The following is a 26,929-nucleotide window of genomic DNA, read 5'->3' on the forward strand; positions in this document are numbered from 1 at the left end:
TCGGCCCCAAAGGTTTGGGGCGGTGATTTGCGGTATTGACCCGATCCCGTTTCGCAGTGGAGGGAATATAGTCCAACAACCCTGTGGCCATGAAGGTTAAGCGTGATCGTCTATGCACCAGGACGTTAAGGCCTGCCGGTGCGATAATCCTGTTAATGATTCGTAATCCCCGTGTTGCGCCTGGGTAAAGGTCTTATGACCGTTGAAGGTGTATTGGCGTTCGTGGTCGGTGTCGCCGCTCAGCATCATCACATCGCGTCATCATTACTCAAATATAAAGGTTGATAAGGAATTCGTTATGTCATTATCACTCAAGGTCGATATTGGTCAGCATTCGTTGGCCATTAATCCCTCCCGTATTGGCCGCCTGCTCAGCCCGGATAAAGACTATGCCACACACCTGGGAATTTGGGATCGTATTAAAAATTTTTTCCGTCCATATAATAAATCGGACGCCCTTGACTGCCTTTATCGCTTGATTCACAGCGATAACTTGCCGGAACCCCGGGCGGTGAAGGCAAATCCACTTCGCTTCACACCGCGCTAAATGCATTTACCAATCTTAAAGCCTTAGCGAAGGCGGAAGACAAGGCATTATTTCGCGTCCAGGAAAACCATTATCGCGGCGTCGATTTTTATATTGGCGATATTTGCGTCAAAACGCTGGATTATATTGACTCGGATAGCTCGCCGGTTTCTGCCTTGGCGGTTTATTATCTGCAGCAAGTCGTGCAGCATCCGGAAGTGAAACAGAGCATCAGCCGTTCGGTGCGTGAGCAATTGGCGAAAGATATCCAAACGGCGATCGGGGAAATGGCGCCGCATCGGTTGTTAATCGATATGTGGCGGTTGAGCGGTGAAAGCATCATCGATGGCCGGCCAGTATTTGATGGCGTCAGCCGTATGATGGAGGAAGACATTACCGACGCCACCCACGGGCTTTATCAAAAACTGACGCCGCAGCAACGGGCAGCGCTGGTTGAGGTGGGCAGTCAAAGCGGTTTTGCCGATGTCCATCAAGGAATGGCGTCTTTTCCCAATGACTTTAATGAGAATTTTGTCCTGGGGGGGGATTTCCAACGCCGTGGAACTGTTCTATCAGCCGGAAAACGCTGTCTGACGGTGCGCCAGACGACGCGCCGTCTGATGAGCGAAGAGGCGCATCTTGAATTCAATATTAACGGTCCCAAGCGGGACATCTATCCGCACTTTCAGATGGCGGTGACGTTGACTATCCCGCCTGATGGTCAGGTTAAGTGCGTCGATTTTCACGCCAGTGCGCATGTTGAGGCGGCGCGCTAATTCGGCGCCGACGGCAATGGTTGACCTCTAGGCGAGCTCGGTTCCGCCGCAAGGGCGTTGCAACTGATGGGCAATATGGCAACACAAATTCCGCCGTCCGGTGAGGGGCGGTGGGGCGGTCGCGAGAACTCGCCTTCTGCTGTATCGGTCAGGACAGAATAGACGAAGGAGTGCCGTGGGTGGGCCCGCCCTTTGCCGACGAGTTGGTATCTGCGCATTGCGATGCGCTACACTAGCAAATGCCGGCGCGGGTGCGGTGACCGATACGGGTCCGCTAACAGGAGTTCGCGCGGGCGCAGGCGGACCGCTCAGGCCTGCTACCGCTATTCTGGTAAGGCGCGCCGCACCCGCAGGGTAATCCCCTCAGTGGCGTACACCTCTACCCAGGTCACCGCCGGCAGATCTTCGCTGGCCTGGATGCGCCAGGTGCTGTCGCCCACGCGCAGGCGGCCGAAACCGTTGCTAAGGGGCTCGGATAGGCGCGTGCGCAGCTCGATGGCTGCTGTCCGCGCTGATTCAACACCGATACCGGACGCCCGCGATCGCTGGCGCGCAGGCGATACCACCACAGCCAGGCCGAACCGGTAAGCACGGCAAAGGTCGCCCCCTGCCACTCCCAGCCAATCGGCACCAGCCCTACCAGCAGCGCGGCAATACCGCTCCACAGCAGAAACCCGCTTGCGCCCAGCATTTCCAGCGCCAGCAGCAGGCCGCCCAGAATCAGCCAGACATTGTGCGGATGTTCCGCTATCGCCATCCACATCATCCCTTGCTCCGACCGGATTTACTCTCATTAATCAGTTCAGCAATACCGCCAATGGCGCCCAGGAGGTTACTGGCGTCCAGCGGCATCATAATGACTTTACTGTTGTTGGCGGAGCCGATTTTTTGCAACGCATCGGTGTATTTTTGCGCCACAAAGTAATTGATCGCCTGGATATTACCGGCGGCGATCGCCTCAGAGACCATCTGCGTGGCCCGTGCTTCCGCTTCGGCGGCGCGCTCCCGGGCCTCGGCCTGCAAAAACGCCGACTGCCGCTCGCCCTCGGCTTTCAGGATCTGCGACTGTTTCTCCCCCTCCGCGCGCAGGATGGCCGACTGGCGCACCCCCTCCGCCTCCAGAATATCGGCGCGCTTGGTTCGCTCCGCTTTCATCTGGGCGTTCATCGCCGCAATCATCTCCGCCGGCGGCCGCACATCGCGGATCTCGACGCGGGTGACTTTAATGCCCCAGGGATTGGTCGCCTCGTCGACGATTTGCAGCAGCCGGACGTTGATACTGTCGCGCTGGGACAGCATTTCGTCCAGCTCCATGGCGCCAAGCACGGTCCGGATATTGGTCATGGTCAGGTTGAGGATCGCCTGCTCGAGATTGCTGACTTCATACGCGGCGCGCGCGGCATCCACCACCTGGATAAAACAGACGGCGTCGATAGTGACGTTGGCGTTATCCTTAGAGATGATTTCCTGGGAGGGGATATCCAGCACCTGTTCCATCATGTTAATTTTACGGCCGATGCGGTCCATAAACGGCACGACCAGATTCAGACCAGGCTTCAGCGCCTGTGTAAAGCGGCCGAATCGCTCAACCGTCCATTGGTAGCCCTGCGGCACGATCTTGATACCCGCGGCGACCACGATAAGGGCGAGCACGACCAGAACGGGAATGACTATTAACATAGGTGAAGGCTCCTTTTCATTTCCAGAGGATAACGCACCGGGCCGCCATCTTGCCCTTTGAGGCGGGCGGGTCGCGTGTCGTAAAAGAGAAGATACAACAAAGCGCGCCAGGTTACAGTGATTCGCGCAATAAAAGGGACGGGATCATAACGGTTACAGGGAGTCGGGCGCGTTTTTTGCGCTTTTGGCCGCCGGTGGCGTGATAAAACCGGCAGAAAAAGGCAGGCGAATCTGCATCAGTAGCGGCTGCGCGCCCACCTGTTGGCTTAAGGTAATGGCTTTGACCAAATCTTGTTCTATCTGCGGAGGTGGGAAACCGCGCAGACCATCATTCCCGCTCAGCTTGATGACCACCCAGCGTGGCTTATGCTGGCGCAGTAGCGCCGGCAGACGTGCTACGCCCTGGGTGGCGGTATCACCGCTGATGCTGGCGTTGACCACGTTGATGGCGTTATCGTCCTGCTGCCAGCGCCCGTACGCTCACCAGACTCAACAGAATAAGGAAAGGGAAATGCCAGCGGAAAACGTTCTTGAAGTTCATCATCTTAGTAAGCACGTCGGTCAGGGGGGTGAACACCATATCTACATCCTTACCGGAGTTGAGCTGGTTGTCAAACCCGCGCAAAAAATAGCGCTGATTGGCGAGTCCGGTTCCGGTAAATTGACGCTGCTGGGGATCCTGGCCGGGCTCGACTACGGTAGCGACGGTGCCGTGCATTTGTTGGGGCACGATCTGACGGCGTTGAATGAAGAACTCGGCTTCGTTTTTCAGTCGTTCATGCTGGTACCTACCCTGACGGCGCTGGAGAACGTCCATTTGCCGGCGCAACTTTCCGGCGGCGAGCAGCAGCGGGTCGCGCTGGCGCGCGCCTTCATCGGCCGGCCGCAAATTCTGTTCGCTGACGAACCGACAGGCAATCTGGACTGCGCCACCGGCGATCGCATCGCCGACGAGCTGTTCAACCTGAACCGGGATTTCGCCACTACCCTGATTCTGGTAACGCACGACCGGCAACTGGCCGCGTTCTGTGAACGCCGACTGCGTCTGCAGGACGGCCGGTTGGAGGAAGTAGTATGATAGCTCGCTGGTTCTGGCGCGAATGACGAACCCCCTCCATGTTAATCGTTTGGTTGGCGCTGACGTTGTCGGTAGCCTGCGTGCTGGCGCTGGGAACGCTTAGCGATCGGATGGAAAAAGGGCTAAACCAGCAAAGCCGCGATTTTCTGGCCGGAGATCGGGTATTGCGCGCGGCCCGGCCGGTAGATGAACGTTGGCTCTCCCAGGCCGCCGCCGACGGACTGACGCTCAGCCGGCAATTGACATTTATGACCATGACGTTTGCCGGCGACGCGGCGCAATTGGCCCGGGTCAAGGCCGCCGACGGCAACTACCCGCTGTATGGCGCCTTGATGACCCGACCGGCCAATCTGCGCCCGGCAGAGGGAGAGGTGCTGGTGGCGCCGCGGCTGCTGGCGCTGCTGGGGCTGAAAATGGGCGATTCCCTGGAGGTGGGTGACGCGACGCTGCTGGTGGCGGGCGAAGTGCTGCGCGAACCGGACAGCGGTTTTAACCCGTTTCAAACCGCTCCGGGCATCATCATCAATACCGCCGACGTGAGCAAACCGGCGCCTTCCAGCCGGGTGGGGCCGGTCACCTGGCGTTATATGTTCGCCGGCGGACCCCAACAGCTCCAACGCTTCGAGGACTGGCTGACGCCGCAGTTAAAAGCCGATCAGCGCTGGTACAGCAGGGAGGAATCGAGCGGCGCCGTTATCGGTCTGGCGTTCGAGGCGTTGCTGATAAAACTCCTGGAGCCGGTGTTGCCGGATAAACTTCCGCCCGCCGGCGTATGGCCCTGGCTGTGGTCGTTAGGGGTCATTGGCCGTGATGGTGGGGTTGCGTCCTTACCGGCAACTGCTCGCCACCCGTCCGCTGCGCGTATTGCGCCGCGATGCGTTATCGGCCGTCTCACCTTACGGCTGGCGGTCAATTGTTTACTGCGTCAGCCTTGGGCGACGCAGAGTCAATTGGCGGCGTTTTCACTGTCGTTTATGTTGCTCGGGCTGCTGTTGGTGATGCGCGGCGACCTGCTGCAGTGCTGGCAACAGCAATTGCCGCCGGAAAGCCCCAACTATTTTTTGTTGAATATGACCGGAGAACAGGTGGAACCGGTAAAACAGTTTTTGCAGCAGGGCGACGTGGCGCCCGTCTGGTCCAGAGAAGAGGGCGACTTGGTCAGGATTTTGGCTAAGCGTTTACACTATGGGAACATTATCGCAACAAAAAATAATCAGCAGAGTGACAACCGGGTTGACAGGGCCCGGACCCCTGCTGCACAGTAACGGCCTGGCGTCACACTACAATGTAAATAGGTCCGACAATTACGCAGAGGTTATCAGCCAGCGATCTCTGCCACTTCGCAGATTCACTCTGCCCACTTAGCACCAGGAAGTGTTATCCGGAAAACCCGCGTTTCCGCTTATGCTCCCAATGGGTGTCAACGGTGAACGCAACGGTTCGGCACTCTTCAGATAGTTGCAATCGCTATGAGAGAGAGAGGAGTTAACGTAATAAATGACTACCACGTCCAAGATTATCTATACGCTCACTGATGAAGCCCCGGCGCTGGCGACTTACTCGCTGCTGCCTATTATCCGTGCGTTCACCCAATCCCAGGGGATCGCCGTCGAGACCCGTGATATTTCGCTGGCAGGGCGTATCCTCGCCAATTTCCCGGAATATCTGCAATCGGATCAGCGTCTGTCGGACCATCTGGCGGAACTGGGCCAACTGGCGGTTACGCCGCAAGCCAATATCATTAAACTGCCGAATATCAGCGCTTCGCTGCCGCAGTTGAAGGCCGCCATTAAAGAGCTGCAGGCGCAGGGCTATGCGGTGCCGGATTATGCCGACGAGCCGAAATCCGACACGGAAAAAGAGGCCAAGGCCCGCTATGACAAAATCAAAGGCAGCGCGGTCAACCCGGTTTTGCGCGAAGGTAACTCCGATCGCCGCGCGCCGCTGTCGGTGAAGAATTACGCCCGTAAGCATCCACATCGCATGGGCGTATGGACGTCGTCATCTCTCTCCCACGTCACTCAAATGCAAGAGGGCGATTTCTACGGCAGCGAGAAATCCGCTCTGATTGAACGCGACGGCAACGTGAGTATCACGCTCATCGGCCGCGATGGCGCCAAACAGGTGCTGAAAGCCAAAACCGCGGTCAACATCGGCGAAATCATCGACGCCGCGGTAATGAGCAAAAAGGCCCTGAGCAGCTTTATCGCGCAGCAGATTACCGATGCCAAACGGCAGGGAGTTCTGCTATCGCTGCATTTGAAAGCCACCATGATGAAAGTGTCCGATCCGATTATGTTCGGTATCGTGGTGTCGGAATTTTATAAAGACGTGCTGGCCCGCTATAACGATAAATTGAAAACGCTGGGCTTTGACGCCAACAACGGTATCGGCGATTTGTACGCTAAAATCAAAGATCTGCCGGCCGAGGATCAGGCAGAAATCACGCAGGCCATCGATGCGCTGTATACCGAGCGTCCGCCGCTGGCCATGGTGAATTCCGACAAAGGTATCACCAATTTGCATGTACCAAGCGACGTGATCGTTGACGCCTCAATGCCGGCGATGATCCGCGATTCGGGCAAAATGTGGGGGCCTGACGGCCAGCTGCATGATACTAAAGCCATCATTCCCGACCGCTGCTATGCCAGCGTTTATCAGGCGGTGATTGAGGATTGCAAACGGCATGGCGCCTTCGATCCCACGACCATGGGCAGCGTGCCAAACGTCGGTTTGATGGCGCAAAAGGCTGAAGAATACGGCTCGCATGACAAGACCTTCGAGATCCCAGCCGACGGGGTAGTGCAGGTCGCCGACGAAGCAGGTAATGTGCTGCTGACGCATCCGGTCGAAACAGGGGATATCTGGCGTATGTGCCAGGCCAAAGATGCGCCGATTCAGGATTGGGTGAAGCTGGCGGTTAATCGCGCCCGTGAATCCAACACGCCGGCGGTATTCTGGCTCGATCCGGCCCGTGCACACGATGCGCGCATGATTGAGAAAGTGCAGCGTTATCTACAGGACTTCGATACGCACGGGCTCGATATCCGCATCATGTCGCCGGTGGAGGCCACACGGTTCTCCATCGACCGTATTCGCGCGGGCAAGGACACTATCTCGGTAACCGGCAACGTGTTGCGCGACTATTTGACGGACCTGTTCCCGATTATGGAGTTGGGGACCAGCGCCAAAATGCTCTCAATCGTACCGCTCATGGCCGGCGGCGGCCTGTTTGAAACCGGTGCCGGCGGCTCTGCGCCGAAACATGTGCAGCAGTTTTTGCAGGAAAACCATCTGCGCTGGGACTCGCTGGGAGAATTCCTGGCGCTGGCCGCTTCGTTGGAGCATGTCGGTATCGCGGGCAGTAACAGCAAGGCGAAAGTGCTGGCGAAAACGCTGGATCAGGCCACCGGCAAATTCCTCGACGCCAACAAATCGCCGTCCCGCAAAACGGGCGAGCTGGACAACCGCGGCAGTCATTTTTATCTGGCGCTGTTCTGGGCGCAGGCGCTGGTGGAGCAAAACGACGATCCGGCGCTGCAGCAGCAGTTCACCTCTCTTGCCCGTACTCTGGCAGACAATGAGCAGAAGATTGTAGCGGAGCTGAATCAGGTACAGGGCCAAGCGGTGGATATCGGCGGCTATTACCACCCGAATCCGGCGCTGGCCAGCAAAGCCATCTGTCCGAGCGCCACTCTTAACGCAGCGCTACAGGCGGTGAAAGCCTAAGCAAGGCTGCCGGGCAGCCCTGCCCGGCGGAGCCATCCTCAGTCTACCAGTGTTTGTCTCGCCCAGCGGATGCAGTTTTCATAATCCCCCGGTAACAGCGTCATCAACTGCTGCAGACTGCGGCTGAGCGCCGCGTCATCGGGATGGCACAGGTTTAGGTGCCCGACCTTGCGCCCGGCGCGGACCTCTTTTTCGTACCAATGCAAATGGACTAGCGGGTCTGCCAGCCAGTCGGTGTTCATCCCGCTGCCAATCACATTCACCATCACAGCGGGCGCGCTAACGACCGGAGTCGGCAGCGGCAGCCCCAGAATGGCGCGCAAATGCAGCTCGAATTGACTGATGGAGGAGCCGTTTTGCGTCCAGTGGCCGCTGTTATGCACCCGTGGTGCCAGTTCATTGATGAGCAGCCGATCGCCGACGATAAAACACTCCATCGCCATCACGCCGACATAGTTCAGTTCGTGCAGGATAGCGCCGAGCATAGTTTCCGCCTGCCGTTGCAGGCTGCTATCCGGGGTGGGAAGCGCGACGCTGGCGCGCAGAATGCCATCCTGGTGGAAATTGTGGGTCAACGGGTAAAAAACCTGAGCGCCGTCGGCGGAACGGGCGCCCACCAGCGACACTTCTCCGTCAAAGGCGATCCCCTGCTCGACGATGCAGGTGCCGTAGCAGTCCTGGGGCAGGGCGGCCTTGTCACCTGGATGAAGCCGCCATTGCCCGCGACCGTCATAGCCGCCCAGCCGGCGTTTGACAATCGCTAGATCGCCGAAGGAAACAAACACCTCCGGCCATTGGGCTGCGCCCGTCAACGGCTCCCAGGGGGCGGTCGCCAGGCGCAACTGATCCAGCAGTTGCTTTTGCGTTAACCGGTCGGCCAGCCGGGGAAAAATATCACGGTTGACAAAGCCATTATGACGCGCCAGTTCGCGGGTGAGGGCGGTCTCTGGCCAGCGCTCGATTTCGGCGGTGATCACGCTTTGCTGGAACGGAACGGATGCGGGTTCGGCATCGAGACCGACTGGAAACACCGCGATGCCCAGCGGCTCGCCGGCTTGCCGCAGCATACGACCCAATTGGCCGTTGCCCAGAACGCAGACGGGCTTCATGCCTGTTCCCTCGGATCGGGATGGCTCAGCACCTCATCGGTTTGCTGTTGGCGCCACTGGCGCAGACGTCCGGCCAGCGCAGTATCATGCAGCGCTAAAATCTGGGCGGCCAACAGGGCGGCGTTGGCGGCGCCGGCTTTGCCGATGGCCAGAGTGCCGACCGGGATGCCGCGCGGCATTTGTATGATGGAATACAGGCTGTCCACGCCGCTTAGCGCCGCGCTTTGCACCGGAACACCCAATACCGGAACCAGTGTCTTGGCCGCCAGCATACCTGGCAGATGCGCTGCGCCGCCCGCGCCGGCAATAATCACCACATATCCATTGTCTGCCGCCTGCTCAGCGAAGCTGAATAACTTATCCGGCGTACGGTGCGCCGAGACGATTTCCGCATCAAAAGGAACGTGCAGCGCGGTGAGAATTTCCGCGGCAAATTGCAGCGTGCTCCAATCGCTTTGAGAGCCCATGACAATGGCTATTTTTGCCGTGGCGAGGGTGGATTGCATACGCGTTGTGCTCCTGTGATCATAATGTCGGCATTGCTAACAGACCGTGCGGCCTGACTAACCGGGCGTAGAGCATATCATGGGTCTAAAAGGAGGAAAACGGTTGCGTAGCCGCCGGCGGCGATTTAGCCCCATGAAAAACCGCGCCGCACAGCCTAAAATGCAGCCCACGGTTTCATTCACTAACGACCTTGCCCCCGCGTCTGCGGGCAGGGATTAACGAGACATAGCTTATGGAAATTAACGTAAAGGAAAATGCAACTCTTGCGGCAAAGTATCCGGGCGCATCATTCTGGGCATTCGGCGACAGCGCGGACATGGCCGACGAATTAGGTGCGCTGGTCGCAGGAGGAATTAAAACCGCCACCTGCAGCGCGCTGGAGGCCTACCAGCAAGATGCAGCCGTGATTACAGCGTGATCCTTGACGGCCGTGGATGTACGCTGGCGGTCATCCACCCCACCGCCCTGCGCCTCGTGCGTTTCTGCGATGTGACGGCGGAAATGGCGCTGGTGGTGGAAGAGTTTGTCTTGGTGGAAACGCTTTAGCGGTTCTCCATGCGGCTTTCGGGTAAAACCTGCCGGTGTTGTAAGAGCGGCGGTGCCGAAGGTACGCAGGACCACAGACATAAGCGTATCGTTTCAGGAGGCAGGAGAACGCCGACGGGTCCACCGACAGCGGATTTCAGCCGCCGAAAGAAAACTCATGCAGCATGACGCCGCTGGTGGAAACCTCGATGGCCGATCCCTGATGGTGCCAGGCGCCCAGTACCGCACGACGGCGCTCCCCGGGCAGTTGATGGATCGCCGGCCGGTGGGTATGGCCATGGATCATCACCGTTGCGCCGGTATCATCCATCACGGCCATAACCGCCTGCGCATTGATGTCCATAATGTCGGCGGTTTTACCGGCGTTGGCGCGCAGGCTATTGGCACGCATCCTGTCGGCAATACGCAGCCGTAGCTGCAGCGGCAGGGACAAAAATAGCCGCTGTAGCCAACGTTGATGCACCCGGCGGCGAAAACGCTGATAGTCGTTATCGTCGGTGCACAGCGTGTCGCCATGCAAAATCACGACCCGTAACTCGTCCAGCTGCATCACCCGCTGCGCGGGCAACAGCGTTATGCCGCAGGCGGCGGCATAACGCTTGCCGAGCAGGAAATCACGATTCCCGTGGATAAAATAGCAGGGAATGCCACGCTGGGTCAGCGCCTGTAGCGCGACGGCAATCTCGTGATGCAGCGGATTGGGATCGTCATCGCCTATCCACACCTCAAACAAATCGCCAAGGATGTATAGCGCTTGCGCGGCGATCGCGCGCGTGCGTAAAAAATGCAGAAAACCGGCGGTGATCGCCGGCTCTTGTGCGCAAAGATGAATATCTGCGACGAACAGGGTTGACATGCGGGCGGAATTACTTCGCAACGGTCACATGGGTGATGACAACGTCTTCTTTCGGGACGTCCTGATGCATGCCGCTGCGGCCGGTGTCGACGCCTTTGATTTTGTCGACCACGTCCAGCCCCTCGGTCACTTCGGCGAAAACACAGTATCCCCAGCCGTCAGGGCGTTCGGAGTGGAAGTTGAGAAAATCATTATCCACCAGGTTGATAAAAAATTGCGCCGTGGCGGAATGCGGATCGTTGGTACGGGCCATTGCCAGCGTACCGCGGTTGTTTTTCAGACCATTGTTGGCTTCGTTTTTCACCGGCGCCTGGGTAGCTTTTTGTTCCATGCCGGGGACAAAGCCGCCGCCCTGGATCATGAAGCCGTTAATCACGCGGTGGAAAATGGTATTATCATAAAACCCGCCGCGGCAATAATTGAGGAAATTCTCAACGGTTAACGGCGCTTTATCCGCAAAGGTTTTGATAACGATATCGCCGTGATTGGTATGTAAAGTGACCATAGTTAATGTCCTGAAAGTCTGATGAATTGCATTCATACAAAGTGTACGGGCAGAGGGGTTTTATAGCATAACTCTGTCATGGAGTCAGCAATGGCCCCCGGTTTCCCTTCCCGCGCCACGTCGACCACCGGTAATTCCGTGGCATACCCTTGCAATAGCTGCGGCTTCAGGGTTCAATACCCCGTTAGGTTTATTGACCTTTACCGCTGGGCGCTCTACACGCGTAATCCGCAGACACATGGAATGATTTTCGATGCTAAAGATTTTTAACACCCTGACCCGTCAAAAAGAGGAATTTAAACCTATCCATGCCGGTAAAGTCGGCATGTATGTGTGCGGCATCACCGTGTATGACCTTTGCCACATCGGCCATGGGCGCACCTTCGTCGCCTTTGACGTCGTAACCCGCTACCTTCGCTACCGCGGTTACGAGGTGAATTATGTCCGTAATATCACCGATATCGAGGACAAAATTATTCGTCGCGCCGCTGAGAATGGAGAAACTTTTCATCAGCTTACTGAGCGTATGATTAGCGAGATGCATAGCGATTTCGATCAGTTGAATATCCTGCGCCCCGATCAGGAGCCGCGCGCCACCCACTATATAGACGCGATCATCGAACTGGTTGGCCAGCTCATCGACAGGGATCATGCCTATGTGGCCGCCAACGGTGATGTAATGTTCGCCGTAGACAGCGACAGCGATTATGGCTTGCTGTCCCGTCAGGATCTGGAGCAGCTTCAGGCCGGCGCCCGCGTCGAAGTGGCCGATGTGAAACGAAATCCCATGGACTTCGTGCTGTGGAAAATGTCAAAACCCGGCGAGCCGAGCTGGCCATCGCCGTGGGGCGACGGCCGCCCCGGCTGGCACATTGAGTGTTCGGCCATGAACGGCCGGCAGCTTGGCCATCATTTCGATATTCACGGCGGCGGGTCGGATCTAATTTTTCCCCATCATGAAAATGAGATTGCGCAGTCTACCTGCGCCCATGATGGTCCCTACGTGAATGTCTGGATGCACGCCGGCATGGTAATGGTCGATCGCGAGAAGATGTCCAAATCACTGGGCAACTTTTTCACCGTACGCGACGTCCTACGGTATTACGATGCCGAAACCGTACGCTATTTCCTGATGTCCGGCCATTACCGCAGCCAGCTTAATTACAGCGAAGAGAACCTCAAACAGGCGCGCTCGGCCCTTGAGCGCCTGTATATCGCCCTACGCGGTACCGATGCGACCGCCGTTCCTGCCGGCGGGGACCATTTTGTGGCGCAATTCATCGCCGCAATGGATGATGATTTCAATACGCCGAAAGCCTATTCCGTCCTGTTCGACATCGCCCGTGAGGTCAACCGCCTGAAAAGCGAACAGCCGGCGGCGCAGGGGATGGCGGCGACGTTACGCCAGCTGGCCGGCGTGTTGGGTCTGCTGGAACAGGAACCTGCCGCCTTCCTGCAACAGGGCGCCGCGGAGGACAATGTCATGATAGAGGCGCTGATCCAGCAGCGCAATGACGCGCGCAAGGCCCGGCAGTGGGCGTTGGCGGATGAAGCACGGGATAAACTGACTGCGCTCGGCATTGTGCTGGAAGACGGCCCCCAGGGGACGACCTGGCGCCGCTGTTAACGGGCCTGAGCCGGCGGGTTTCCACTGCGCCGTTAACTGTCACGCGACCCTCATCAATCGCCAGCTTGGCCGCCGCACCGCTCTCGCATCAGCCTGAGATTTTCAGGAGATCGCATAACGCGATGTAAGGATGCCCTTCAAGAGAAAATGTCGTCATGGTCAGGCCTCCGGCATTGTCGTATCGTGATAATCTTCACAGGCCTGAAGGGTATTCTGGATAAGGGTGGCAACCGTCATCGGCCCCACGCCGCCGGGCACCGGCGTAATGTAGGCGGCGCGCTCGGCGGCGCTGGCATAATCCACGTCGCCCACCACTTTACCGCTCTCCAGACGATTAATCCCCACATCCATGACCACAGCGCCGGGTTTAATCCACTCGCCGGGGATGAAGCTCGCTTTGCCTACCGCCACGACCAACAGATCGGCATTTTCAATATGGCGCCGTAAATCGCGCGTGAAACGGTGGGTGACGGTCACGGTACAGCCCGCCAGCAACAGCTCGAGACTCATGGGGCGTCCAACGATATTGGACGCGCCGACCACAACGGCGTTAAGGCCAAAGGTGTCGATATGATAACGCTCCAGCAGCGTCACGATGCCGCGCGGGGTGCAAGGACGCAGCAGAGGCGCGCGCTGGCACAGTCGGCCGACATTGTACGGATGGAAACCGTCCACATCTTTATCCGGCGCAATGCGCTCCAGCACGCTGATATTGTCTATCCCCGCCGGCAACGGCAACTGCACCAAAATCCCGTTCACCCGATGATCGGCATTCAGTTGATCAATCAACGCCAACAATGCCGCTTCCGTGACCGTGTTGGGCAGATCATAGGAGAGGGAAATAAAACCGACGTCTTCACAGGCTTTGCGTTTACTGGCAACATAAATTTGCGAAGCGGGATCGCCGCCGACCAGCACTACCGCCAGTCCCGGCGCGCGCTTGCCCGCCTTCAGACGCGCCTGAATCCGCGCGGCCACCTCACTTCTGACCTGCTGGGCAACGGCCCTACCATCAATTATTTTTGCTACCATCTGAATCGGAAATCCGTCAATGTAATCAGGCTGAGGGCGCTATTTTGGCAGAAGCGCGTCCCGCTGTCAGGCACAGAATGCATCCTGGCCTTTTGCCAACAGAACAATGGGCAGAAAAGCCATTGACTCAAACGCTTACCTCCGTATAATCCAAAACGCATTCGGCACCACCGATAATGTTGTGCGCCCTTAGCTCAGTTGGATAGAGCAACGGCCTTCTAAGCCGTAGGTCATAGGTTCGAATCCTATAGGGCGTACCATTTAAATCAACAAGTTATGCTATTTTCTCTCTCGAAATTTAAAATAACAGGTGCTTTAACGGGTGTTGTTAAGTCTTTGAACCTCGACCCATTCTTCATACTCTTTTTCAGGCCAGCCTAGGAAAGTACCGCTTCTACTTTTCTGTGGAGCTGGAAAATCTTTCTTTTTTGCCACATCCGCCACAGGGTGGGATGGCTTTTGCCTGTCAACTGGCACATTTCTTTAAGTCCGATATAACGGGTTGCCATTTTATAAACCTCTCTTTAATATTAAGCTTCTTCACTATTCGTCATAACGGTGAGCAATCAGGAAGTTGTGAATCGTAGGAATGGGGGTTGTGGTCACGTAATGAAGGAGGGTCAGTATGTCGCTACCAATATATTTAAATAGGCATTCTCACCGCGCTAATTTTTTAGCGGTAGTTTCGGCCACTCAATATCCTTTGCATGATATCGTTGACGATATTTAAAGCCAAAACGTGGGATAAATGGCGATCTACTTTTGTTTCCATCAGTGAAACGGAATCACACTTCTTGTGATTTTCGGTACTACACTACATTGAAAAATTCATATTTTACTAATTGAAGGCATTACCAAGTGTTTATATGAGAAGGATTATGATGTTACACAGAACAAAGCTCCTATGCCTCACTTTTCCGTGGTTGCTATCTGCATGTAATACCGATACTTACCGATTGGGTGTTAATGATCCCGTTTCCTTAAGCTATGAGGTACCAGCCTATCTTGATACAACAAAAACCCTCTTTCCAATAGAGAACTACTCACAGTCTGTTGATAAATGGCTTCCTCCGGATTCTGATAGAATAAATGTTTCCGTTATTGATAATGTCGTTCAACAACGATATTTTTCTTCTCTTAAATCAAATTATTTTGGTATGAACAGGCAAGAGCGATCTCCTTGGAATCCGTATTACATAACTTCCTTTTTGAATAGTGGAACGTGGGTAGCGGCTCGTAATGCCAATATTAACCGGTACCTTGCTAGTAACAGTATTTCGTGGGGAGAAAACTTCAGGATACATTCTGTCCATTGGAAGACGAAGGTAAAGAATAATACGGATACCAGTATTGATAATATTTATCAATCGTCTAGGCGAGCTATAGCTATTAGAGAAACGTTATTAAGAGATCTGCCAACAATAGACCCTGCTTATGATGATCCCCGAGAGGCTGGACAGGGATATCCATTTGACAACTTACAGAATTCCGCCATTCGACCTGGCACCCCCGTATATATGCTTACTGAAAGTAGGGATAAAAGCTGGACATACGTAGTGTCGCCAACGAAGACTGGATGGATCCACAGCGAAGATATCGCGAGTGTAGATCAAAAATTTATAACTGACTGGGTATCACTGGCAAAAAAACATCTCGGGGCATTCATTAAAGAACCTGTCACTGTACAGGAAAATGGTCAATATTATTTTATGGCTCGCCCTGGGACTATTCTTCCATTCAAGGATAAACAGTTGGGTCGGTTTTTGGTTGCTGTGCCTGTACGCATGAGTGGGGGTAGTACAGAAATTCGGTGGGTCAAACTAAGCGATGATGAGTTTACAGCCATGCCATGGCAGATGACACCGGCTAATATTGCAAAACTAATGAAATCGATGAGTAGTAAACCCTACGGCTGGGGAAACTATAACTTTTATAATGACTGTTCTGCAGAAATGCACAGCCTGTTGATGCCTTTCGGCATATTGCTGCCTAGAGACTCTTCCGCACAGATACAGGCGACCGCCAGGATTGTAGATCTCAGTAAAGAAACAATGAATGCTCGTATAAATTATCTTAAGAAGCATGGTAAACCGTTTACCACACTGGTTTACATTCCGGGGCATATTATGCTGTATATCGGTAATACTATTATTAACGGTCAAGAAGTCCCGATGACATATCAAAATATATGGGGATTACGTCCACGAAACTCGAATAGTCGGAGCATCATTGGCGGCTCAGTTTTCTTTCCCATACTTACCTTTTATCCTCAAAATCCTGAGCTAGTATCGCTGGCGGATAAGAAGCAGTTCAAGCTAGGTTTTATTGAATGACAACTAGGCGTTGTTTAATAAATACATTGCTCAAATTATTCAAGAAAACCATATCAAGCATCAACTCACGGAGAAAAGCAGGTGTATTTGTATATGTTTTACCTAGGTGGCAATGCTGGTAAGGCCAACATTGAAGTTCATGATATCCAGTTTGTAGCAGCTCAAAAACCGAAAGATGCTTGGCCTTCTCTTAGAGAAGCTTGGTTTGGTGATGTGGACAAAGTACACATTGATGGATATTCTCGTATTACTTGGGTGGATGGGTATGCTGTTACGCTCTCTGATGTACCCGCAACAGGAAAAAATAAATTTTTTTTTGTGAACGTTGGTGCTTACAAACCTTCGACTCTTGCTGAGCTACACGCCTTTGACCTATTTGTAGCACCCAATGCTCACGAAGCTAAAGCAAAGGCTCTGACGTCATTACTTACCGATGCTCAGTATCAACATAAAGACAATCTCAAAAAGCTGGATGACTGCCTTCTGCTTGATAAAGTTAGCGATCTGTATGTGCATCTCACTCCATCGGAGATGGGTACTCCTTTTAGACCTGAATGCCAAGGATATCAACCAATTGGTCGCCAAAATGCACTTCAGCATAAATGAATAAAAAATTAAATTCATTGCAAATGCTACGAGGTATTACTGATACGGCATGCGATATTTGAAGCCAAAACGGGCGATAAATAGCAAGCCATTTTTTACACGCAGAGCACAGAAATACACTGTCATTTTTCATCGGAGGCACTTTGGTCTGTTTGAGCGTTTCGATTAACTGGACAATATTTGTAGATGCTGGCCAATGAAACCCCATACAGTAATGCCAACTGTTTTCTGCTATGACCATTCGCCAATAATTTTTGAGCTTCCTGCTTCTGTGCAAAAGATAGTGACTGTGGTCTGCCTCCAATACGCCCTCTGCTTCTTGCTGCGGCTAAACCAGCCTTGGTACGCTCAACAATCAGTTCCCGCTCCATCTGTGCCAACGCGCTCATCACATGAAAGAAAAAACGGCCTGCGGACGTAGAAGTATCAATGGCATCCGTCAAACTATGAAAATGAATACCTTCATCTTCAAGTTTGGATATTAAAGTAATCAAATGTTTAATGCTGCGTCCCAATCTATCTAGCTTCCAGACTACCAGGGTGTCACCCGATTTCAGGCAGTTTAACGCGCGTTTTAATCCCGGTCTCTGGTCTGTTTTTCCACTGATTTTATCCTCAAAAATCTGTTCACAATTTGCGCAAATCAAGGATTTTTGCTGTAAATCGGTGTTTTGGTCATTTTTTGACACCCTCATATAGCCAATTTTTGCCATTTTTAACCCTTTCTCAGACCCGGTAAGCCTTGTAATCGCTTGGTTTGGTCAAAATTTTAGCTAAATTCATGATTTAAGAAAACCTTGTTTTAACAGAAACGGTAGATTGTGCAAAAAATGCACTGGATAAACGAACCGGCGGAACGGTCAAGGGCGACATTATTTCACAGGGTGGCCAATTCTTACTGAAGGGGGATAACCGCAAGCATCTGGGGTTTCATAATCAGGACGGTAGCGTTCGCATGTGGCTCTACAAAGACAACGGCGGTGATGGCGTCCGGCTAAACAATGGTAATGACGGTGGCGGAGATTGGGTATTCAATAAAAACGGGCATTTTTACTCTCCCCAGGCACTTCATGCCGCAGGAGCGACCTATCAAGAAGACGGCAATATCCACGGATCATTATGGGGCGGGCATCTCAGCGGATGGCTAAATAATACCTTTGTGCGCGATATTCGATTGGGGCATATGCAGGAAGTTCAGATATGGAAGGGACCAGGCTATCGTGATGAACCGTCTCATGTGATTACCGGCGTGTATAACGGTAATGGTGATGCATATGTTGATTTTGTTCAACGGCGTGTCCTTCAAAAAAACATTAATGGTAACTGGATAAATGTGTGGTTTATGTGATGAAAAACATTAAAAACTTTAAACGATACCACCCTAATTCTGTTGATAAAAAAGCGCTAGAACGCTCTATTGGTGCGATTTTTCTTATCTCAGAAGATGGTCAAGACTGGTATGAGTGCCAGAAAACTTTTCAGCCAGAAACAATGAAAATCGAGTATGAAACCAACGGTGTAATACGTTCAATGGGTTACGATATCAGCGGCTTCTGTCCTGAAGGGTGCAGCGTGGCAGAAGTATCTGAATGGCCCGAAGAGGCAGCTGCTAACCGAAAATGGTGCTTTCTTAATGGTCAGGTTGTTCCACGCGTCTACACGGCAGATGAACTTATGGAGCAAGCTACCCATAAGCGAGATTATCGACTTGAACAGGCAGCAAAAATTATAGCCCCGCTTCAGGACGCCGTAGACCTCGACATGGCGACAGACGCCGAAAAAGTGACGCTGCTGGCGTGGAAAAAATACCGAGTGCTGCTTAATCGGCTCGATATCAGCAGCGCGCCGGATATCGACTGGCCAGATCCTCCTTCAGAAACCAATCGCCAGAACCACGGTTTCAAGACCATTATCCACCGTCACCCTGACGGTCTCGTTATCGACCAGATGGGCTGACTGCGACTGACCATCCGCGTCATAGTCCAGCACAGAGCCAACATAGCCGAGACAGAACAATCCCTTTTGGGGAAATTTCATGGGCAACGGGAAATCATAGGTTCCTTCCCCTTTATCTTTTCCATATCTTGCCCACTGGATAATCACCCCCGTGTCCCCGCATTTCCACCATCCATTGACCTCGCGCTTCGCCGTATTGGGTTTGCTGTAGGCCCCTTTGGGCTGGAAGGTATTCCTCAGGTAAACGTCCAGCCATTGATTACCCCACTTGCTACCGTGGATATTGCCGTCATGGGCTATCCTTGCGGCTCCGGCATACACCGAAGAAGGAGCACGAAAACTGCCATCTTTATGAAAAATATAATCGCCGCCGCCGTCATTGCCGTTGTTTAGCCGAACGCCATCACCGCCCTTGTCTTTGTAGAGCCACATGCGAACGCTACCGTCCTGATTATGAAAACCCAGATGCTTGCGGTTATCCCCCTTCAGTCCGATTTGGGTACCCTGTGACATAATGTCGCCCTTGACGGTGCCGCCAGTCCGTTTATCCAGTGCATTTTTTGCACAATCTACCGTTTCTGTTAAACTAAGGTTTGTTAGAAACAGATTCTTATCGGGGATGTCGGCCCCATTTTGATTTTTTGCTAATTTTTGATTTAATAAATTAATCACTGTTTCCGAAAATTTCACATCATTACCAAGGGCTTTTGCAAGCTTATTTAACGTGTTCAAATCTACTGCCGCACCATCAACTAACGCGAGTTTCGCTTTATTCGCTTCTACCTCGGACAATTTTTTCACTGCTTGATAAAGCTGGTCATGCTGGCTTTTATCCAATCGGATACCTGAACGCTCAACCACAGTACAAACTTCTTCCTGTAGTGCATCATAAATATCACTATTCAATTTTGTTGACGGTGTGCCGGTAGTCGGATCGCCGTTGGTGAATCCGTTTTTCCCTTGACCGAATTTATCTTTTTGTGCGGTGGGGGTATCAATGCGATGCATCATTTTCTCCTTTTATGTAGGAAAAAAGTACTTGGGTATGGGAAGGACATTGGCGTTTAATAACGCATTCCACCACGCTATCTCCCCACGTCCGAATTGACTCATTGCAAGAACTGGTACAACTCATCCAGCGTACATTCGCTTCAGCAGGAATATTTACTCGCCAGTAGTAGCGCCACTTGTCACCCCAAGTCGGATCGGGTGTACTATCAACATGTTGAAACTGCTCTATTGTTGCTGTTGGATAGCCCAATATTTCCAACTGCTTTTTGAAAAAAGCCTCATTAATACCGCCCACAGTATTCACCTTGGCATCAAGCACCCGTTGCCTTTCTTCTAGCGTTTGCGTTCTATTAGCGAGGCATTTATCCGGCAGCCCGCATAATTTTTCGTAACGGTTAATTAATTCAACCGATTGGGCTGGGTTAATTTCAATCATCAGGCTATCAGCATGTTGATGGGTTTGTGCCAGTGAAGGGGCTAGCCCTTTAATCAGAGGATCTTCTTCATCCCATGCGGGGCCAGGCGGTAATAACGTTCGCAACAATTGCGTATATTCGTCGTCCAGATTTGTCATAATGCTCACTCTTTATATTTTGCCCACGTGACCTCACCCAATACCGGCACTTCCGTCTGGGCCAATTCAATATCTCCCGTTGGCGCAATAAGACGATGAGCGACTTCACCTGCCGCAAGACTGATGGCTTCAGTGAGTCTTGAAAGAAAAAGCTTGCTGCCGGGTTCGCCTTCTCGCTGTAAGAAGGCTTTGATTTCTCCGATGACAGCGGCTCGAATTTCGGAGGTATCCGTCGATAAGGCAAGCGAGAGAGGAACGCTTTTTTCTGTTACCGCAAAAACCGTTAAGCCACTACCCGCAACGGGGGCAAGGGGTAATATATGCTCTCTGACTTTGGTTAAGATTTCCTGTGTGGGGGCAGGATGGTCTACATCATCACTCGCCACCATGACCCCAACTGTGCCGATACCGTTCTTGTGTCGATGTGTCCAGGCGCGGCTGATGCCTAAAACTTCCTTCGCCCAGCGAACATAATCACTATCCGCACCCCCTTGCGGCGTATCGTACCAGCGCGCCATGATGCGTTGTCGCCAGCTATCCAGGTCTTCAATATCGGTTCCCGTCCTGATGCTATCGGCATAGCCGGTCGATGATAAACCAGAAATAGGGGTAGCGAGTCGTAGCGCAATGCCGTCCTCACAATTGCCAGCCTGACTACTGCTTTTTGCAACGACAGGCACACGAAGTACACCCTGTGCTGATGTTGTTGGGACCGTTGTGGTGTATATTTGACCATCATCACGGTGTATTTCAGTGTCAGCGGGCAGCGATATGGCATTTTGTACCCCCTCCCAGCGAACAAATCCGCTCGCTTTGGTTGCACCTTTGCGGGGACAACGCTTGATATTACCGTGTCGGGTCAACCAGTTTTCATCGGCTAAATCCGGCAAGATATTGCGCGCTAAATAATCGATATAGCCGTATAGAGTATGAATAGCGGCGGCCTGTACTCTTGCGTACACTTCAGCATCGAGACGGCGCAACACGCTATCTTCATTAAATCGTGTGAGCAAATCTCCGCGAATGGTGTCTATCAGTTGTGGCAGGGTCGGGCGCGAAAAACCGCTATTTTGCATGGATTACGCTCCACAAATTGTTGATGGTCATCGTTTTTATGTTATGGTCAGGTAACGTCAGGATGACAGTTGCAATTAATCTATCGATGCCTGAGCGTACTACCTCAATATCAATCCGAAGCGCTACCCCGTCCTCCGTCATCCACTTGAGCGCCTGAGCGATATATTCCTTCGCTCTTTGCGCCGTTTGATGGGTTAAGGTCGTGCGTTTTAGCAGATGCAATCGAGAGCCAATCCGGTCATTTTGTACGGTCGGCCAAGTATCGCCCCACCACCCAAACTGCGTATCTGTGTCATCATCCGGTTCAGCGCGTCGCCAGGTGAAAAGCGATATCATCACTGCCCGCCTGAGCCGTTCCTGATCGGGTAACGCTGTATTCACTTTTTTATTCATCAGCATATTATTTACATCTGTTGATTAGGCTTGCCTGTTATGCCCCCGCTATCACCTTTGTGATCGTGGGTATTGTACTGCGCTCGCATGGTGCTCAATGAGCCGGTTTTGTCCTGTACTTCTGCCTGTGAAACGATGGATTGTGCCGCCGTGATCTTTCCCGGCGTTTCTACTTGTTGTGTGTCCAGCACGATCTTGTTTTTGGCGTGAATAATAAAAGTGTCCGTGGTCGCTTCTATCAATCGTCCACGCTTGAGCATGATGCTGTCGCCTTCGTCCGTGTAGATCGCTACCTCACCGCTTTTTAGCCCTTTTATCCGGTAGCGCCGATCAGCAACGCTAATCACTACGCCATGCGAGCGGTCACCACCCAGGAACAGGGCAACCCCTTCCGCACCAGCATGCGCTGTTGAGGTAAACCCGTAAGGCTCTAGATATTCCATTCCGTTTTTTGTTTCACCTGCCACTAACGAGATATCCAGTTGCTGGCAAGCGAGGGTGCTATTTACCCCTCGCACAACGGCTCTTGACCACAGGCGCAACAAGACCCGCTGTAGCATGGCTACGGCGTTTTTCATTAATAAATCTCCTGCTTAATAAAGGGTGATATCGCTTTAGATATCTGTTACCAATCATCTTCTGCGGTCAGCACTTTCAATTCCTCAAGCTGCGGAATATACGCGGCTTCGGGTGCAACACGGAGTTCACAGCGTGTTCCGCCTTCATCCTGCGTATAAACAACTTCGCTAGTGACCAGTTCCCGATTGTTAAAGCCGAGCACGGGATCAAAAACAATAACCCTCTGGTTAGGTTTCCACAGACTGCCGTCACCTTGCCGCCAACCTTGCACCGTATAAGTGGTTTCCTCGGTTCTGGCTGCCCGTTGCTGCGCTTCAAATTGACTCCGAGCGCGGCAACTGGCTCCGGTTGCATTGCCGGATTGCTGGATATGTTGCGGACGATAGCGCGTTATCTGGCTATCCCTGGCTCTGGCGCGGAGTGCTGTCAGCGTGGCTTCTCCGAAATCGTCATCATCACCCGATCGTTGACCTGCTACTTGATATTCAGAAAATCGTTCACGGATACTTTGCTCGGTATCACAGGTAAGAATATTTTCACCCCAGACCAGCGCGGTGGTGGCTTTGTCATTACCAACCAAACCAATTAACAAATTGCCGTCTTCGTCATCCCAGGCGAGCGCCTGTTGGCTTCCTAGCGCCTTGTTCAGCACCTCATGGACTGTTTTCCCCATAGTCAGCTTGAAAAGCCTGTAGCGGCGTTTTTGGGGCCTTTTGGCTAATGACCTTAATGCTAAACGGTTTTGCCAGTTCTGACGCGATTTGATGTAAGGTTTTGCCCGTAAAAAGCGTCGTATTCGCAGCACAGTCGATTAAATCCGCTGTCTTACTACGACCACTGATACCAACATGGATACTTTTAGCGTCATAACGTATCGGTGTGGCTTCAATCCAGCCGGTGAGGACTTTATCCTGACCGATGAGAACTTCGACAAGTTCACCTTTTTTAATTCTGGGCTGTAACGGTACGCTTCCTAATTCCCCAGGCCATTGGCGGGTGATTTCTACATTGAAATCGCGTGAGAGCCGCTCTATGCCTGCTGAAATCTGTACCCGCGTCCAGCCCCCCCATTCGCGCCCGTTGACGCGCAATATCACGTGATTACTCATCTTGCGGGTACTCTCAAAGGTTTAACTGGCATAAAGCCAGGATGATTAACGGCATTCCGGCTGGTGATATCGGTTTCCCGTGCCGCATTGTCATACCACTTGGCGGCCAGAACCAGTGCGGGTAGCACCGCCTCTGGCGTACGGGTAACCGTTTTTTCAACTTGCGCCAGTCGTGTTGCAATATCACGGTTCGCATCGGTTTTTACCTGTTGCAAGGCGAGGAACAACGCATCGTCAAGCGTTGACGCCTGTTCGTGCTCGATAGACTGATTCAGCGTTTCTCGCACGGTGACCAACGCATCCCACGTAACTGCCGCTACCCTTTCCATCGGGTTATCTGTCTTATGCAAAGCAGCATGCAAGGCGGGATGGGAAATATTGACGTGTATCTGACGTTTTCCACGTTGATTAACCGGTAATAGGGCAGTCCGTGGTGGTGGCAATTGTGTCAGTCGCCAGGTTGCCTCATGGATCGCCGTCGTACGCAACAAAGCCGCAATCCGATTACTGTGCCTGCGTTCAGCCTGTACACTGGGTCTATCGCTTTTCCAGACTCCACGCGGGGCTAAATCATTCCCCAGCGTAACACCCGCTAGCGTTTTAATTTGCTGTGCCAGCATCAAGGCATCTTGCCCAGTACGTCTGCCCGCACGCCACATTCGTTGTATCGCTTCGACCAGGCTTTTACCGGATGAGCCGGGCTTTAAGATCACTGAAATATCGCCATGCAGTAGCCTTGACGCAGCAGTAATGCCGCTATCAATAGTGTCAAAGGCTTTGGTGACGTTGTTAATCATGCTTTTAGTACGCGCTAACACGCCATCCTGTGCAAAATCGGGTAAATCTTTTAAGCCCACGTTAGCAAACGCCTCACCAATGCGATCATTTAGGGCTGAACAGGAAGAAATTAACGTTTGGCTCGTCGCAATACCCGCTGTTGGAAAGGATAGCTCGCCCGCCTCAACTACACTAAAGTTGACGCGACACATCCTCCCATCGCGCCCGCTATGGATCACTCTCACTTCACCGTCAATACAGACGGCTATCTCACCGTAGTAGGGGTGTACCAGCGTACCCGGCCCTGGCGTATCAATAGCCACTATCAGCCGATCTCTGGCCTCGAAAAAATCATTACCGACCAGATAGGCGCTAATACTAAAGCGTCGGGTGGCGCGTCCCAGATCTTCGGTATAGGGCTGATCCCGATTGGGGTATTCGTGAACTTGTACTCGCCGTCCAAAAGTCCCCTCGTCGTCTTCCACCTGAAACGGCACGCCGCGAAAAGATGCTGGTCGTAGTTTATCTTTCCAGTGACTCATCACCCCTCCTTAAAAAGAAAAACCGCCGAAGCGGTCACTGTCTGGAAAATCGGTTATAGCCGACATCGTAACTCAGCCAGGGTAGGGCATTACCCACTGGGGCGACACGCATGTCCTGTGGGGTATTTTCAAAGATAAGCCTAACTTCACCGTCTCTTGTCTCGTTTTTGCCAAATGAATCCAGGGTATTTGGCGGATCTTCCTTAAATTGCCAGTTACCCTTGTCATCTTTAAGTAAATGACTGTTGCCAATCATTGAACGACCAAACTCGCTCCAATCCCGGGCTGTCCTGAGGTTTTGAAACCATTCATTACCCCCAAACACCGCATTAAGACCCTTGTCAACAAGCGGTTCGACGCCCATAGATATCCCCCCAATCAGCCCGGCTTTTCCCAGTACGCCCTTGATGCCAGAAGGACTGTTTTTAGCCAATGTTTTCATCTCACGGGTGACATTCCGAATCGATTTCACCATATCGACAGCCCATTTTGTCGTAACAAAAACCAGAATACCGGCGAGCACGGTTTCCCAACCGCCGATTGCCTGAATAACGCCATCAATATTTTGCCAGACCGCTTTAATAATCGGGCCGATCGTTTCCCAGTTTTCGACGATAAGCCCACCGCCTATGACCATTAACGAGACCAGCTTACCCAGCGTCGACATTTTCATCACACTGTTAAAAAGCCTGAACGCACGGGTGACAACCCCTACCGCTGTCGCGGTTCCCAATAGATAAAGGCCCCACTTGGCGAAGGATTTAATCAGTTCTGGATTGGCTTTTGACCAGGTGCGAAATTGCTCAATCAACGGCTGGATTGTCTCTGTCGCTTCAACAATTGAAGGTAGAAAAATACTACCAATACTCACGCTGGCTACATGCATCTGATTTTTAAACAGTTGTATTGCATTTGCGGTAGTGGCTGCCCGAGTAGCATATTCCTTTTGCACCGATCCGCCGTACTTTTGTTTATCGGCGACGCGATCCAGGTTAACTTCCAATAATTTAAGGTTGGTGAGCAGCGGTGCAATGGCCCCAAGGGATTCAGAGCCAAACAAATCATTTAATAATGCGGCCTGATCTTTTTTAGGGACTTTCTCAATGGCTTTCAGCACCATCAACATGGCACCTTTCGCGTCTTTCTGCATCTGTGCGGCCAGTTTTTTGGGACTGATTCTTAAGGTGCGTAACGCAATTTTTTGTGATTTTGTCGCTGATTTCCCTTTGGTTAACGCCAGCATAAAGTTTTTTATACCGGTTGCCGCCACCTCTGACTCGACGCCCATACCGGCAATCGTTGCGCCCAGTGCAGCAATCTCACCGGAGGCAAGACCCGCCACTTCACCCAGCGGGCCAATACGGGTCACAATTTCAGAAATTTTGGCGGCATTGGCTGGCCCGTTATTGCCAAGGTAGTTGATTTTATCGGCAAGCGAGACGACATCATTTTGCGTTAACCGGAAGGCGGTACGCCACTGTGCCATCATCTGCCCAGATTGCTCAGCTGTCTGGTCAAAGGCGATACCCATTTTTACGGCGGATTGGGCGAAGGACATTAATTCTTCTTTCGCTATCCCTGCTTGACCGCCTGCGGCCACAATCTGACCAATGCCATCTGCGGCCATCGGCAATGCTGTCGATAGCTTAAGAATATCTTCCTACATCTGTTTAAACTGTACAGGCGTATCAAAATCAACCACCTTGCGGACATCAGCCATCGTCGACTCAAAGTCTATTGCCTGCTTGATAGGGCCAGCCATTGCGGTAACAATCCCTGCCCCTAATGCCGCCGCACCTGCCATTCCCGCGCTAAACTCTTTCTTGAAAGTCTTCATTTCACGCCGCATCCCCTTTAGCGGGGCGGAGAGTTTATCAACGGCAGTGATAATTGCTTTTAACTCAATACTGTTAGCCACCGTGCTGCTCCTTGTTAATGCGAACAGCCTCCGCTTCCAGATCAAAGAACTGGCTTAGCGGATGCTGGCGTAATTCAAGGGGA

25 protein-coding genes, 1 tRNA gene and 5 pseudogenes are annotated in these 26,929 nt (G+C 52.7%); 13 read left to right on the forward strand and 18 right to left on the reverse strand.

The window, feature by feature from the left end:
* The first annotated feature begins 229 nt into the window (after window positions 1–229).
* A complete protein-coding gene (locus SGP1_RS05920) occupies window positions 230–547 on the forward strand; it encodes a hypothetical protein (RefSeq protein WP_158302340.1) in 318 nt (105 codons plus the stop codon).
* Window positions 548–702: 155 nt separating this feature from the next.
* Window positions 703–1,302 (forward strand): hypothetical protein, encoded by a 600-nt coding sequence (locus tag SGP1_RS05925; protein ID WP_011410559.1) that lies wholly within the window; start codon window positions 703–705, stop codon window positions 1,300–1,302.
* 323 nt (window positions 1,303–1,625) lie between these two features.
* Here the strand turns inward: SGP1_RS05925 and SGP1_RS32785 are convergent, their stop codons facing one another.
* The 3 genes and pseudogenes from SGP1_RS32785 to SGP1_RS29205 form a co-directional block, all read right to left on the reverse strand.
* Window positions 1,626–2,096, reverse strand: a complete 471-nt coding sequence (locus tag SGP1_RS32785) for an NfeD family protein (protein WP_424141140.1) — start codon at window positions 2,094–2,096, stop codon at window positions 1,626–1,628.
* Window positions 2,065–2,982, reverse strand: coding sequence for an SPFH domain-containing protein (locus SGP1_RS05935; protein ID WP_011410561.1), 918 nt, complete (start codon window positions 2,980–2,982; stop codon window positions 2,065–2,067). Before SGP1_RS05935 ends, SGP1_RS32785 begins: the two co-directional genes overlap by 32 nt.
* A 207-nt stretch (window positions 2,983–3,189) precedes the next feature.
* Window positions 3,190–3,523: pseudogene (locus tag SGP1_RS29205) on the reverse strand (GDSL-type esterase/lipase family protein); the annotation flags it as partial.
* On the opposite strand from SGP1_RS29205, the gene SGP1_RS05945 reads away from it, so the two are divergent.
* The 3 genes and pseudogenes from SGP1_RS05945 (at window position 3,494) to SGP1_RS05955 (ending at window position 7,789) form a co-directional block, all read left to right on the forward strand.
* The gene (locus SGP1_RS05945; RefSeq protein WP_011410562.1) at window positions 3,494–4,060 is read left to right on the forward strand and encodes an ATP-binding cassette domain-containing protein; all 567 of its coding nucleotides are present in this window, start codon (window positions 3,494–3,496) and stop codon (window positions 4,058–4,060) included. The pseudogene SGP1_RS29205 and the gene SGP1_RS05945 overlap by 30 nt on opposite strands.
* Before the next feature lie 38 nt (window positions 4,061–4,098).
* A pseudogene (locus tag SGP1_RS05950) lies at window positions 4,099–5,145 on the forward strand (ABC transporter permease); the annotation flags it as partial.
* Window positions 5,146–5,557: 412 nt separating this feature from the next.
* Complete coding sequence (locus SGP1_RS05955) at window positions 5,558–7,789, forward strand: NADP-dependent isocitrate dehydrogenase (RefSeq protein ID WP_011410563.1); 2,232 nt, start codon at window positions 5,558–5,560, stop codon at window positions 7,787–7,789.
* A gap of 38 nt (window positions 7,790–7,827) precedes the next feature.
* Here the strand turns inward: SGP1_RS05955 and purK are convergent, their stop codons facing one another.
* Window positions 7,828–8,898 carry a 5-(carboxyamino)imidazole ribonucleotide synthase gene (gene purK / locus SGP1_RS05960; protein WP_011410564.1) on the reverse strand — a complete coding sequence of 357 codons (1,071 nt, stop codon included), beginning with the start codon at window positions 8,896–8,898 and terminating at the stop codon, window positions 7,828–7,830.
* Window positions 8,895–9,404, reverse strand: coding sequence for a 5-(carboxyamino)imidazole ribonucleotide mutase (gene purE, locus SGP1_RS05965; protein ID WP_011410565.1), 510 nt, complete (start codon window positions 9,402–9,404; stop codon window positions 8,895–8,897). The genes purK and purE overlap by 4 nt, the downstream gene beginning before the upstream one ends.
* A 233-nt stretch (window positions 9,405–9,637) precedes the next feature.
* On the opposite strand from purE, the gene SGP1_RS29210 reads away from it, so the two are divergent.
* Together SGP1_RS29210 and SGP1_RS34970 are read left to right on the forward strand one after the other, a co-directional pair.
* Window positions 9,638–9,823 (forward strand): hypothetical protein, encoded by a 186-nt coding sequence (locus SGP1_RS29210; protein WP_050747442.1) that lies wholly within the window; start codon window positions 9,638–9,640, stop codon window positions 9,821–9,823.
* Window positions 9,820–9,951, forward strand: coding sequence for a hypothetical protein (locus SGP1_RS34970; protein ID WP_279379443.1), 132 nt, complete (start codon window positions 9,820–9,822; stop codon window positions 9,949–9,951). Before SGP1_RS29210 ends, SGP1_RS34970 begins: the two co-directional genes overlap by 4 nt.
* Window positions 9,952–10,087: 136 nt before the next feature.
* On the opposite strand, the gene SGP1_RS05975 is transcribed toward SGP1_RS34970, so the two are convergent.
* Complete coding sequence (locus SGP1_RS05975; RefSeq protein ID WP_011410566.1) at window positions 10,088–10,807, reverse strand: UDP-2,3-diacylglucosamine diphosphatase; 720 nt, start codon at window positions 10,805–10,807, stop codon at window positions 10,088–10,090.
* 10 nt (window positions 10,808–10,817) lie between these two features.
* Complete coding sequence (gene ppiB, locus SGP1_RS05980; protein WP_011410567.1) at window positions 10,818–11,312, reverse strand: peptidylprolyl isomerase B; 495 nt, start codon at window positions 11,310–11,312, stop codon at window positions 10,818–10,820.
* Between the two features lie 253 nt (window positions 11,313–11,565).
* Here ppiB and cysS point away from each other — a divergent pair, with 253 nt between their 5' ends.
* On the forward strand, window positions 11,566–12,939 hold the full coding sequence (gene cysS / locus SGP1_RS05985; protein ID WP_011410568.1) for a cysteine--tRNA ligase: 1,374 nt from the start codon (window positions 11,566–11,568) through the stop codon (window positions 12,937–12,939).
* Here the strand turns inward: cysS and SGP1_RS26725 are convergent.
* Window positions 12,929–13,096: pseudogene (locus SGP1_RS26725) on the reverse strand (RNA-binding S4 domain-containing protein); the annotation flags it as partial. The gene cysS and the pseudogene SGP1_RS26725 sit on opposite strands and share 11 nt — an antisense overlap.
* Window positions 13,097–13,098: 2 nt before the next feature.
* Window positions 13,099–13,971 carry a bifunctional methylenetetrahydrofolate dehydrogenase/methenyltetrahydrofolate cyclohydrolase FolD gene (folD, locus tag SGP1_RS05990; RefSeq protein ID WP_011410569.1) on the reverse strand — a complete coding sequence of 291 codons (873 nt, stop codon included), beginning with the start codon at window positions 13,969–13,971 and terminating at the stop codon, window positions 13,099–13,101.
* 183 nt (window positions 13,972–14,154) lie between these two features.
* Between folD and SGP1_RS05995 the strand changes: the two genes are divergently transcribed.
* From SGP1_RS05995 to SGP1_RS06005, 3 genes are all read left to right on the forward strand, one after another.
* Window positions 14,155–14,231 (forward strand) — tRNA-Arg (locus tag SGP1_RS05995).
* Between the two features lie 618 nt (window positions 14,232–14,849).
* Window positions 14,850–16,304, forward strand: coding sequence for an SH3 domain-containing protein (locus SGP1_RS06000; RefSeq protein WP_011410570.1), 1,455 nt, complete (start codon window positions 14,850–14,852; stop codon window positions 16,302–16,304).
* A 93-nt stretch (window positions 16,305–16,397) separates the two neighbouring features.
* Window positions 16,398–16,910 (forward strand): DUF1543 domain-containing protein, encoded by a 513-nt coding sequence (locus SGP1_RS06005; RefSeq protein WP_148203384.1) that lies wholly within the window; start codon window positions 16,398–16,400, stop codon window positions 16,908–16,910.
* A 122-nt stretch (window positions 16,911–17,032) separates the two neighbouring features.
* On the opposite strand, the gene SGP1_RS06010 is transcribed toward SGP1_RS06005, so the two are convergent.
* Window positions 17,033–17,623, reverse strand: coding sequence for a recombinase family protein (locus tag SGP1_RS06010; RefSeq protein WP_011410572.1), 591 nt, complete (start codon window positions 17,621–17,623; stop codon window positions 17,033–17,035).
* 242 nt (window positions 17,624–17,865) lie between these two features.
* Here SGP1_RS06010 and SGP1_RS06015 point away from each other — a divergent pair, with 242 nt between their 5' ends.
* Both SGP1_RS06015 and SGP1_RS26735 read left to right on the forward strand, forming a co-directional pair.
* Window positions 17,866–18,258, forward strand: coding sequence for a hypothetical protein (locus tag SGP1_RS06015; protein WP_041866667.1), 393 nt, complete (start codon window positions 17,866–17,868; stop codon window positions 18,256–18,258).
* Entirely contained in the window at window positions 18,258–18,866 is a 609-nt protein-coding gene (locus SGP1_RS26735; RefSeq protein ID WP_083764685.1) for a tail fiber assembly protein, read from the forward strand. The genes SGP1_RS06015 and SGP1_RS26735 overlap by 1 nt, the downstream gene beginning before the upstream one ends.
* On the opposite strand, the gene SGP1_RS31660 is transcribed toward SGP1_RS26735, so the two are convergent.
* The 8 genes and pseudogenes from SGP1_RS31660 to SGP1_RS06055 all read right to left on the reverse strand — a co-directional run bounded on the left by SGP1_RS31660 (window position 18,783) and on the right by SGP1_RS06055 (window position 26,846).
* On the reverse strand, window positions 18,783–19,874 hold the full coding sequence (locus SGP1_RS31660; RefSeq protein ID WP_050747443.1) for a hypothetical protein: 1,092 nt from the start codon (window positions 19,872–19,874) through the stop codon (window positions 18,783–18,785). The two genes, SGP1_RS26735 and SGP1_RS31660, sit on opposite strands and share 84 nt — an antisense overlap.
* The gene (locus SGP1_RS06025; protein WP_041867402.1) at window positions 19,861–20,451 is read right to left on the reverse strand and encodes a YmfQ family protein; all 591 of its coding nucleotides are present in this window, start codon (window positions 20,449–20,451) and stop codon (window positions 19,861–19,863) included. The genes SGP1_RS31660 and SGP1_RS06025 overlap by 14 nt, the downstream gene beginning before the upstream one ends.
* A gap of 5 nt (window positions 20,452–20,456) precedes the next feature.
* Window positions 20,457–21,527, reverse strand: a complete 1,071-nt coding sequence (locus tag SGP1_RS06030) for a baseplate J/gp47 family protein (protein WP_011410576.1) — start codon at window positions 21,525–21,527, stop codon at window positions 20,457–20,459.
* Window positions 21,517–21,927 (reverse strand): phage GP46 family protein, encoded by a 411-nt coding sequence (locus tag SGP1_RS06035; RefSeq protein WP_011410577.1) that lies wholly within the window; start codon window positions 21,925–21,927, stop codon window positions 21,517–21,519. The genes SGP1_RS06030 and SGP1_RS06035 overlap by 11 nt, the downstream gene beginning before the upstream one ends.
* 5 nt (window positions 21,928–21,932) lie before the next feature.
* On the reverse strand, window positions 21,933–22,499 hold the full coding sequence (locus SGP1_RS06040) for a phage baseplate assembly protein V (RefSeq protein ID WP_011410578.1): 567 nt from the start codon (window positions 22,497–22,499) through the stop codon (window positions 21,933–21,935).
* Between the two features lie 47 nt (window positions 22,500–22,546).
* Window positions 22,547–23,609, reverse strand: a pseudogene (locus SGP1_RS06045) (phage baseplate assembly protein).
* Window positions 23,606–24,928 carry a DNA circularization protein gene (locus SGP1_RS06050; protein ID WP_041866669.1) on the reverse strand — a complete coding sequence of 441 codons (1,323 nt, stop codon included), beginning with the start codon at window positions 24,926–24,928 and terminating at the stop codon, window positions 23,606–23,608. The pseudogene SGP1_RS06045 and the gene SGP1_RS06050 overlap by 4 nt, the downstream one beginning before the upstream one ends.
* Before the next feature lie 34 nt (window positions 24,929–24,962).
* A pseudogene (locus SGP1_RS06055) lies at window positions 24,963–26,846 on the reverse strand (phage tail tape measure protein).
* Between the last annotated feature and the right edge of the window lie 83 nt (window positions 26,847–26,929).

The sequence above is a fragment of the Sodalis glossinidius str. 'morsitans' genome, from assembly GCF_000010085.1.
Lineage (GTDB): Bacteria > Pseudomonadota > Gammaproteobacteria > Enterobacterales > Enterobacteriaceae > Sodalis > Sodalis glossinidius.

What these genes read in the sequence shown, in the direction of transcription:
- SGP1_RS05945 (WP_011410562.1), top strand. Translation starts at nt 3,494, where the DNA reads ATGCCAGCGGAAAACGTTCTTGAAGTTCATCATCTTAGTAAGCACGTC.
- SGP1_RS26735 (WP_083764685.1), top strand. Translation starts at nt 18,258, where the DNA reads ATGAAAAACATTAAAAACTTTAAACGATACCACCCTAATTCTGTTGAT.
- SGP1_RS06030 (WP_011410576.1), bottom strand. Translation starts at nt 21,527, where the DNA reads ATGCAAAATAGCGGTTTTTCGCGCCCGACCCTGCCACAACTGATAGAC.
- SGP1_RS05955 (WP_011410563.1), top strand. Translation starts at nt 5,558, where the DNA reads ATGACTACCACGTCCAAGATTATCTATACGCTCACTGATGAAGCCCCG.
- SGP1_RS05935 (WP_011410561.1), bottom strand. Translation starts at nt 2,982, where the DNA reads ATGTTAATAGTCATTCCCGTTCTGGTCGTGCTCGCCCTTATCGTGGTC.
- SGP1_RS06035 (WP_011410577.1), bottom strand. Translation starts at nt 21,927, where the DNA reads ATGCTGATGAATAAAAAAGTGAATACAGCGTTACCCGATCAGGAACGG.
- SGP1_RS06050 (WP_041866669.1), bottom strand. Translation starts at nt 24,928, where the DNA reads ATGAGTCACTGGAAAGATAAACTACGACCAGCATCTTTTCGCGGCGTG.
- SGP1_RS06000 (WP_011410570.1), top strand. Translation starts at nt 14,850, where the DNA reads ATGATGTTACACAGAACAAAGCTCCTATGCCTCACTTTTCCGTGGTTG.
- SGP1_RS06005 (WP_148203384.1), top strand. Translation starts at nt 16,398, where the DNA reads ATGTTTTACCTAGGTGGCAATGCTGGTAAGGCCAACATTGAAGTTCAT.
- SGP1_RS06025 (WP_041867402.1), bottom strand. Translation starts at nt 20,451, where the DNA reads ATGACAAATCTGGACGACGAATATACGCAATTGTTGCGAACGTTATTA.
- SGP1_RS06015 (WP_041866667.1), top strand. Translation starts at nt 17,866, where the DNA reads ATGTGGCTCTACAAAGACAACGGCGGTGATGGCGTCCGGCTAAACAAT.
- SGP1_RS31660 (WP_050747443.1), bottom strand. Translation starts at nt 19,874, where the DNA reads ATGCATCGCATTGATACCCCCACCGCACAAAAAGATAAATTCGGTCAA.
- SGP1_RS05975 (WP_011410566.1), bottom strand. Translation starts at nt 10,807, where the DNA reads ATGTCAACCCTGTTCGTCGCAGATATTCATCTTTGCGCACAAGAGCCG.
- SGP1_RS29210 (WP_050747442.1), top strand. Translation starts at nt 9,638, where the DNA reads ATGGAAATTAACGTAAAGGAAAATGCAACTCTTGCGGCAAAGTATCCG.
- ppiB (WP_011410567.1), bottom strand. Translation starts at nt 11,312, where the DNA reads ATGGTCACTTTACATACCAATCACGGCGATATCGTTATCAAAACCTTT.
- SGP1_RS06040 (WP_011410578.1), bottom strand. Translation starts at nt 22,499, where the DNA reads ATGAAAAACGCCGTAGCCATGCTACAGCGGGTCTTGTTGCGCCTGTGG.
- purE (WP_011410565.1), bottom strand. Translation starts at nt 9,404, where the DNA reads ATGCAATCCACCCTCGCCACGGCAAAAATAGCCATTGTCATGGGCTCT.
- folD (WP_011410569.1), bottom strand. Translation starts at nt 13,971, where the DNA reads ATGGTAGCAAAAATAATTGATGGTAGGGCCGTTGCCCAGCAGGTCAGA.
- SGP1_RS06010 (WP_011410572.1), bottom strand. Translation starts at nt 17,623, where the DNA reads ATGGCAAAAATTGGCTATATGAGGGTGTCAAAAAATGACCAAAACACC.
- SGP1_RS32785 (WP_424141140.1), bottom strand. Translation starts at nt 2,096, where the DNA reads ATGAGAGTAAATCCGGTCGGAGCAAGGGATGATGTGGATGGCGATAGC.
- purK (WP_011410564.1), bottom strand. Translation starts at nt 8,898, where the DNA reads ATGAAGCCCGTCTGCGTTCTGGGCAACGGCCAATTGGGTCGTATGCTG.
- cysS (WP_011410568.1), top strand. Translation starts at nt 11,566, where the DNA reads ATGCTAAAGATTTTTAACACCCTGACCCGTCAAAAAGAGGAATTTAAA.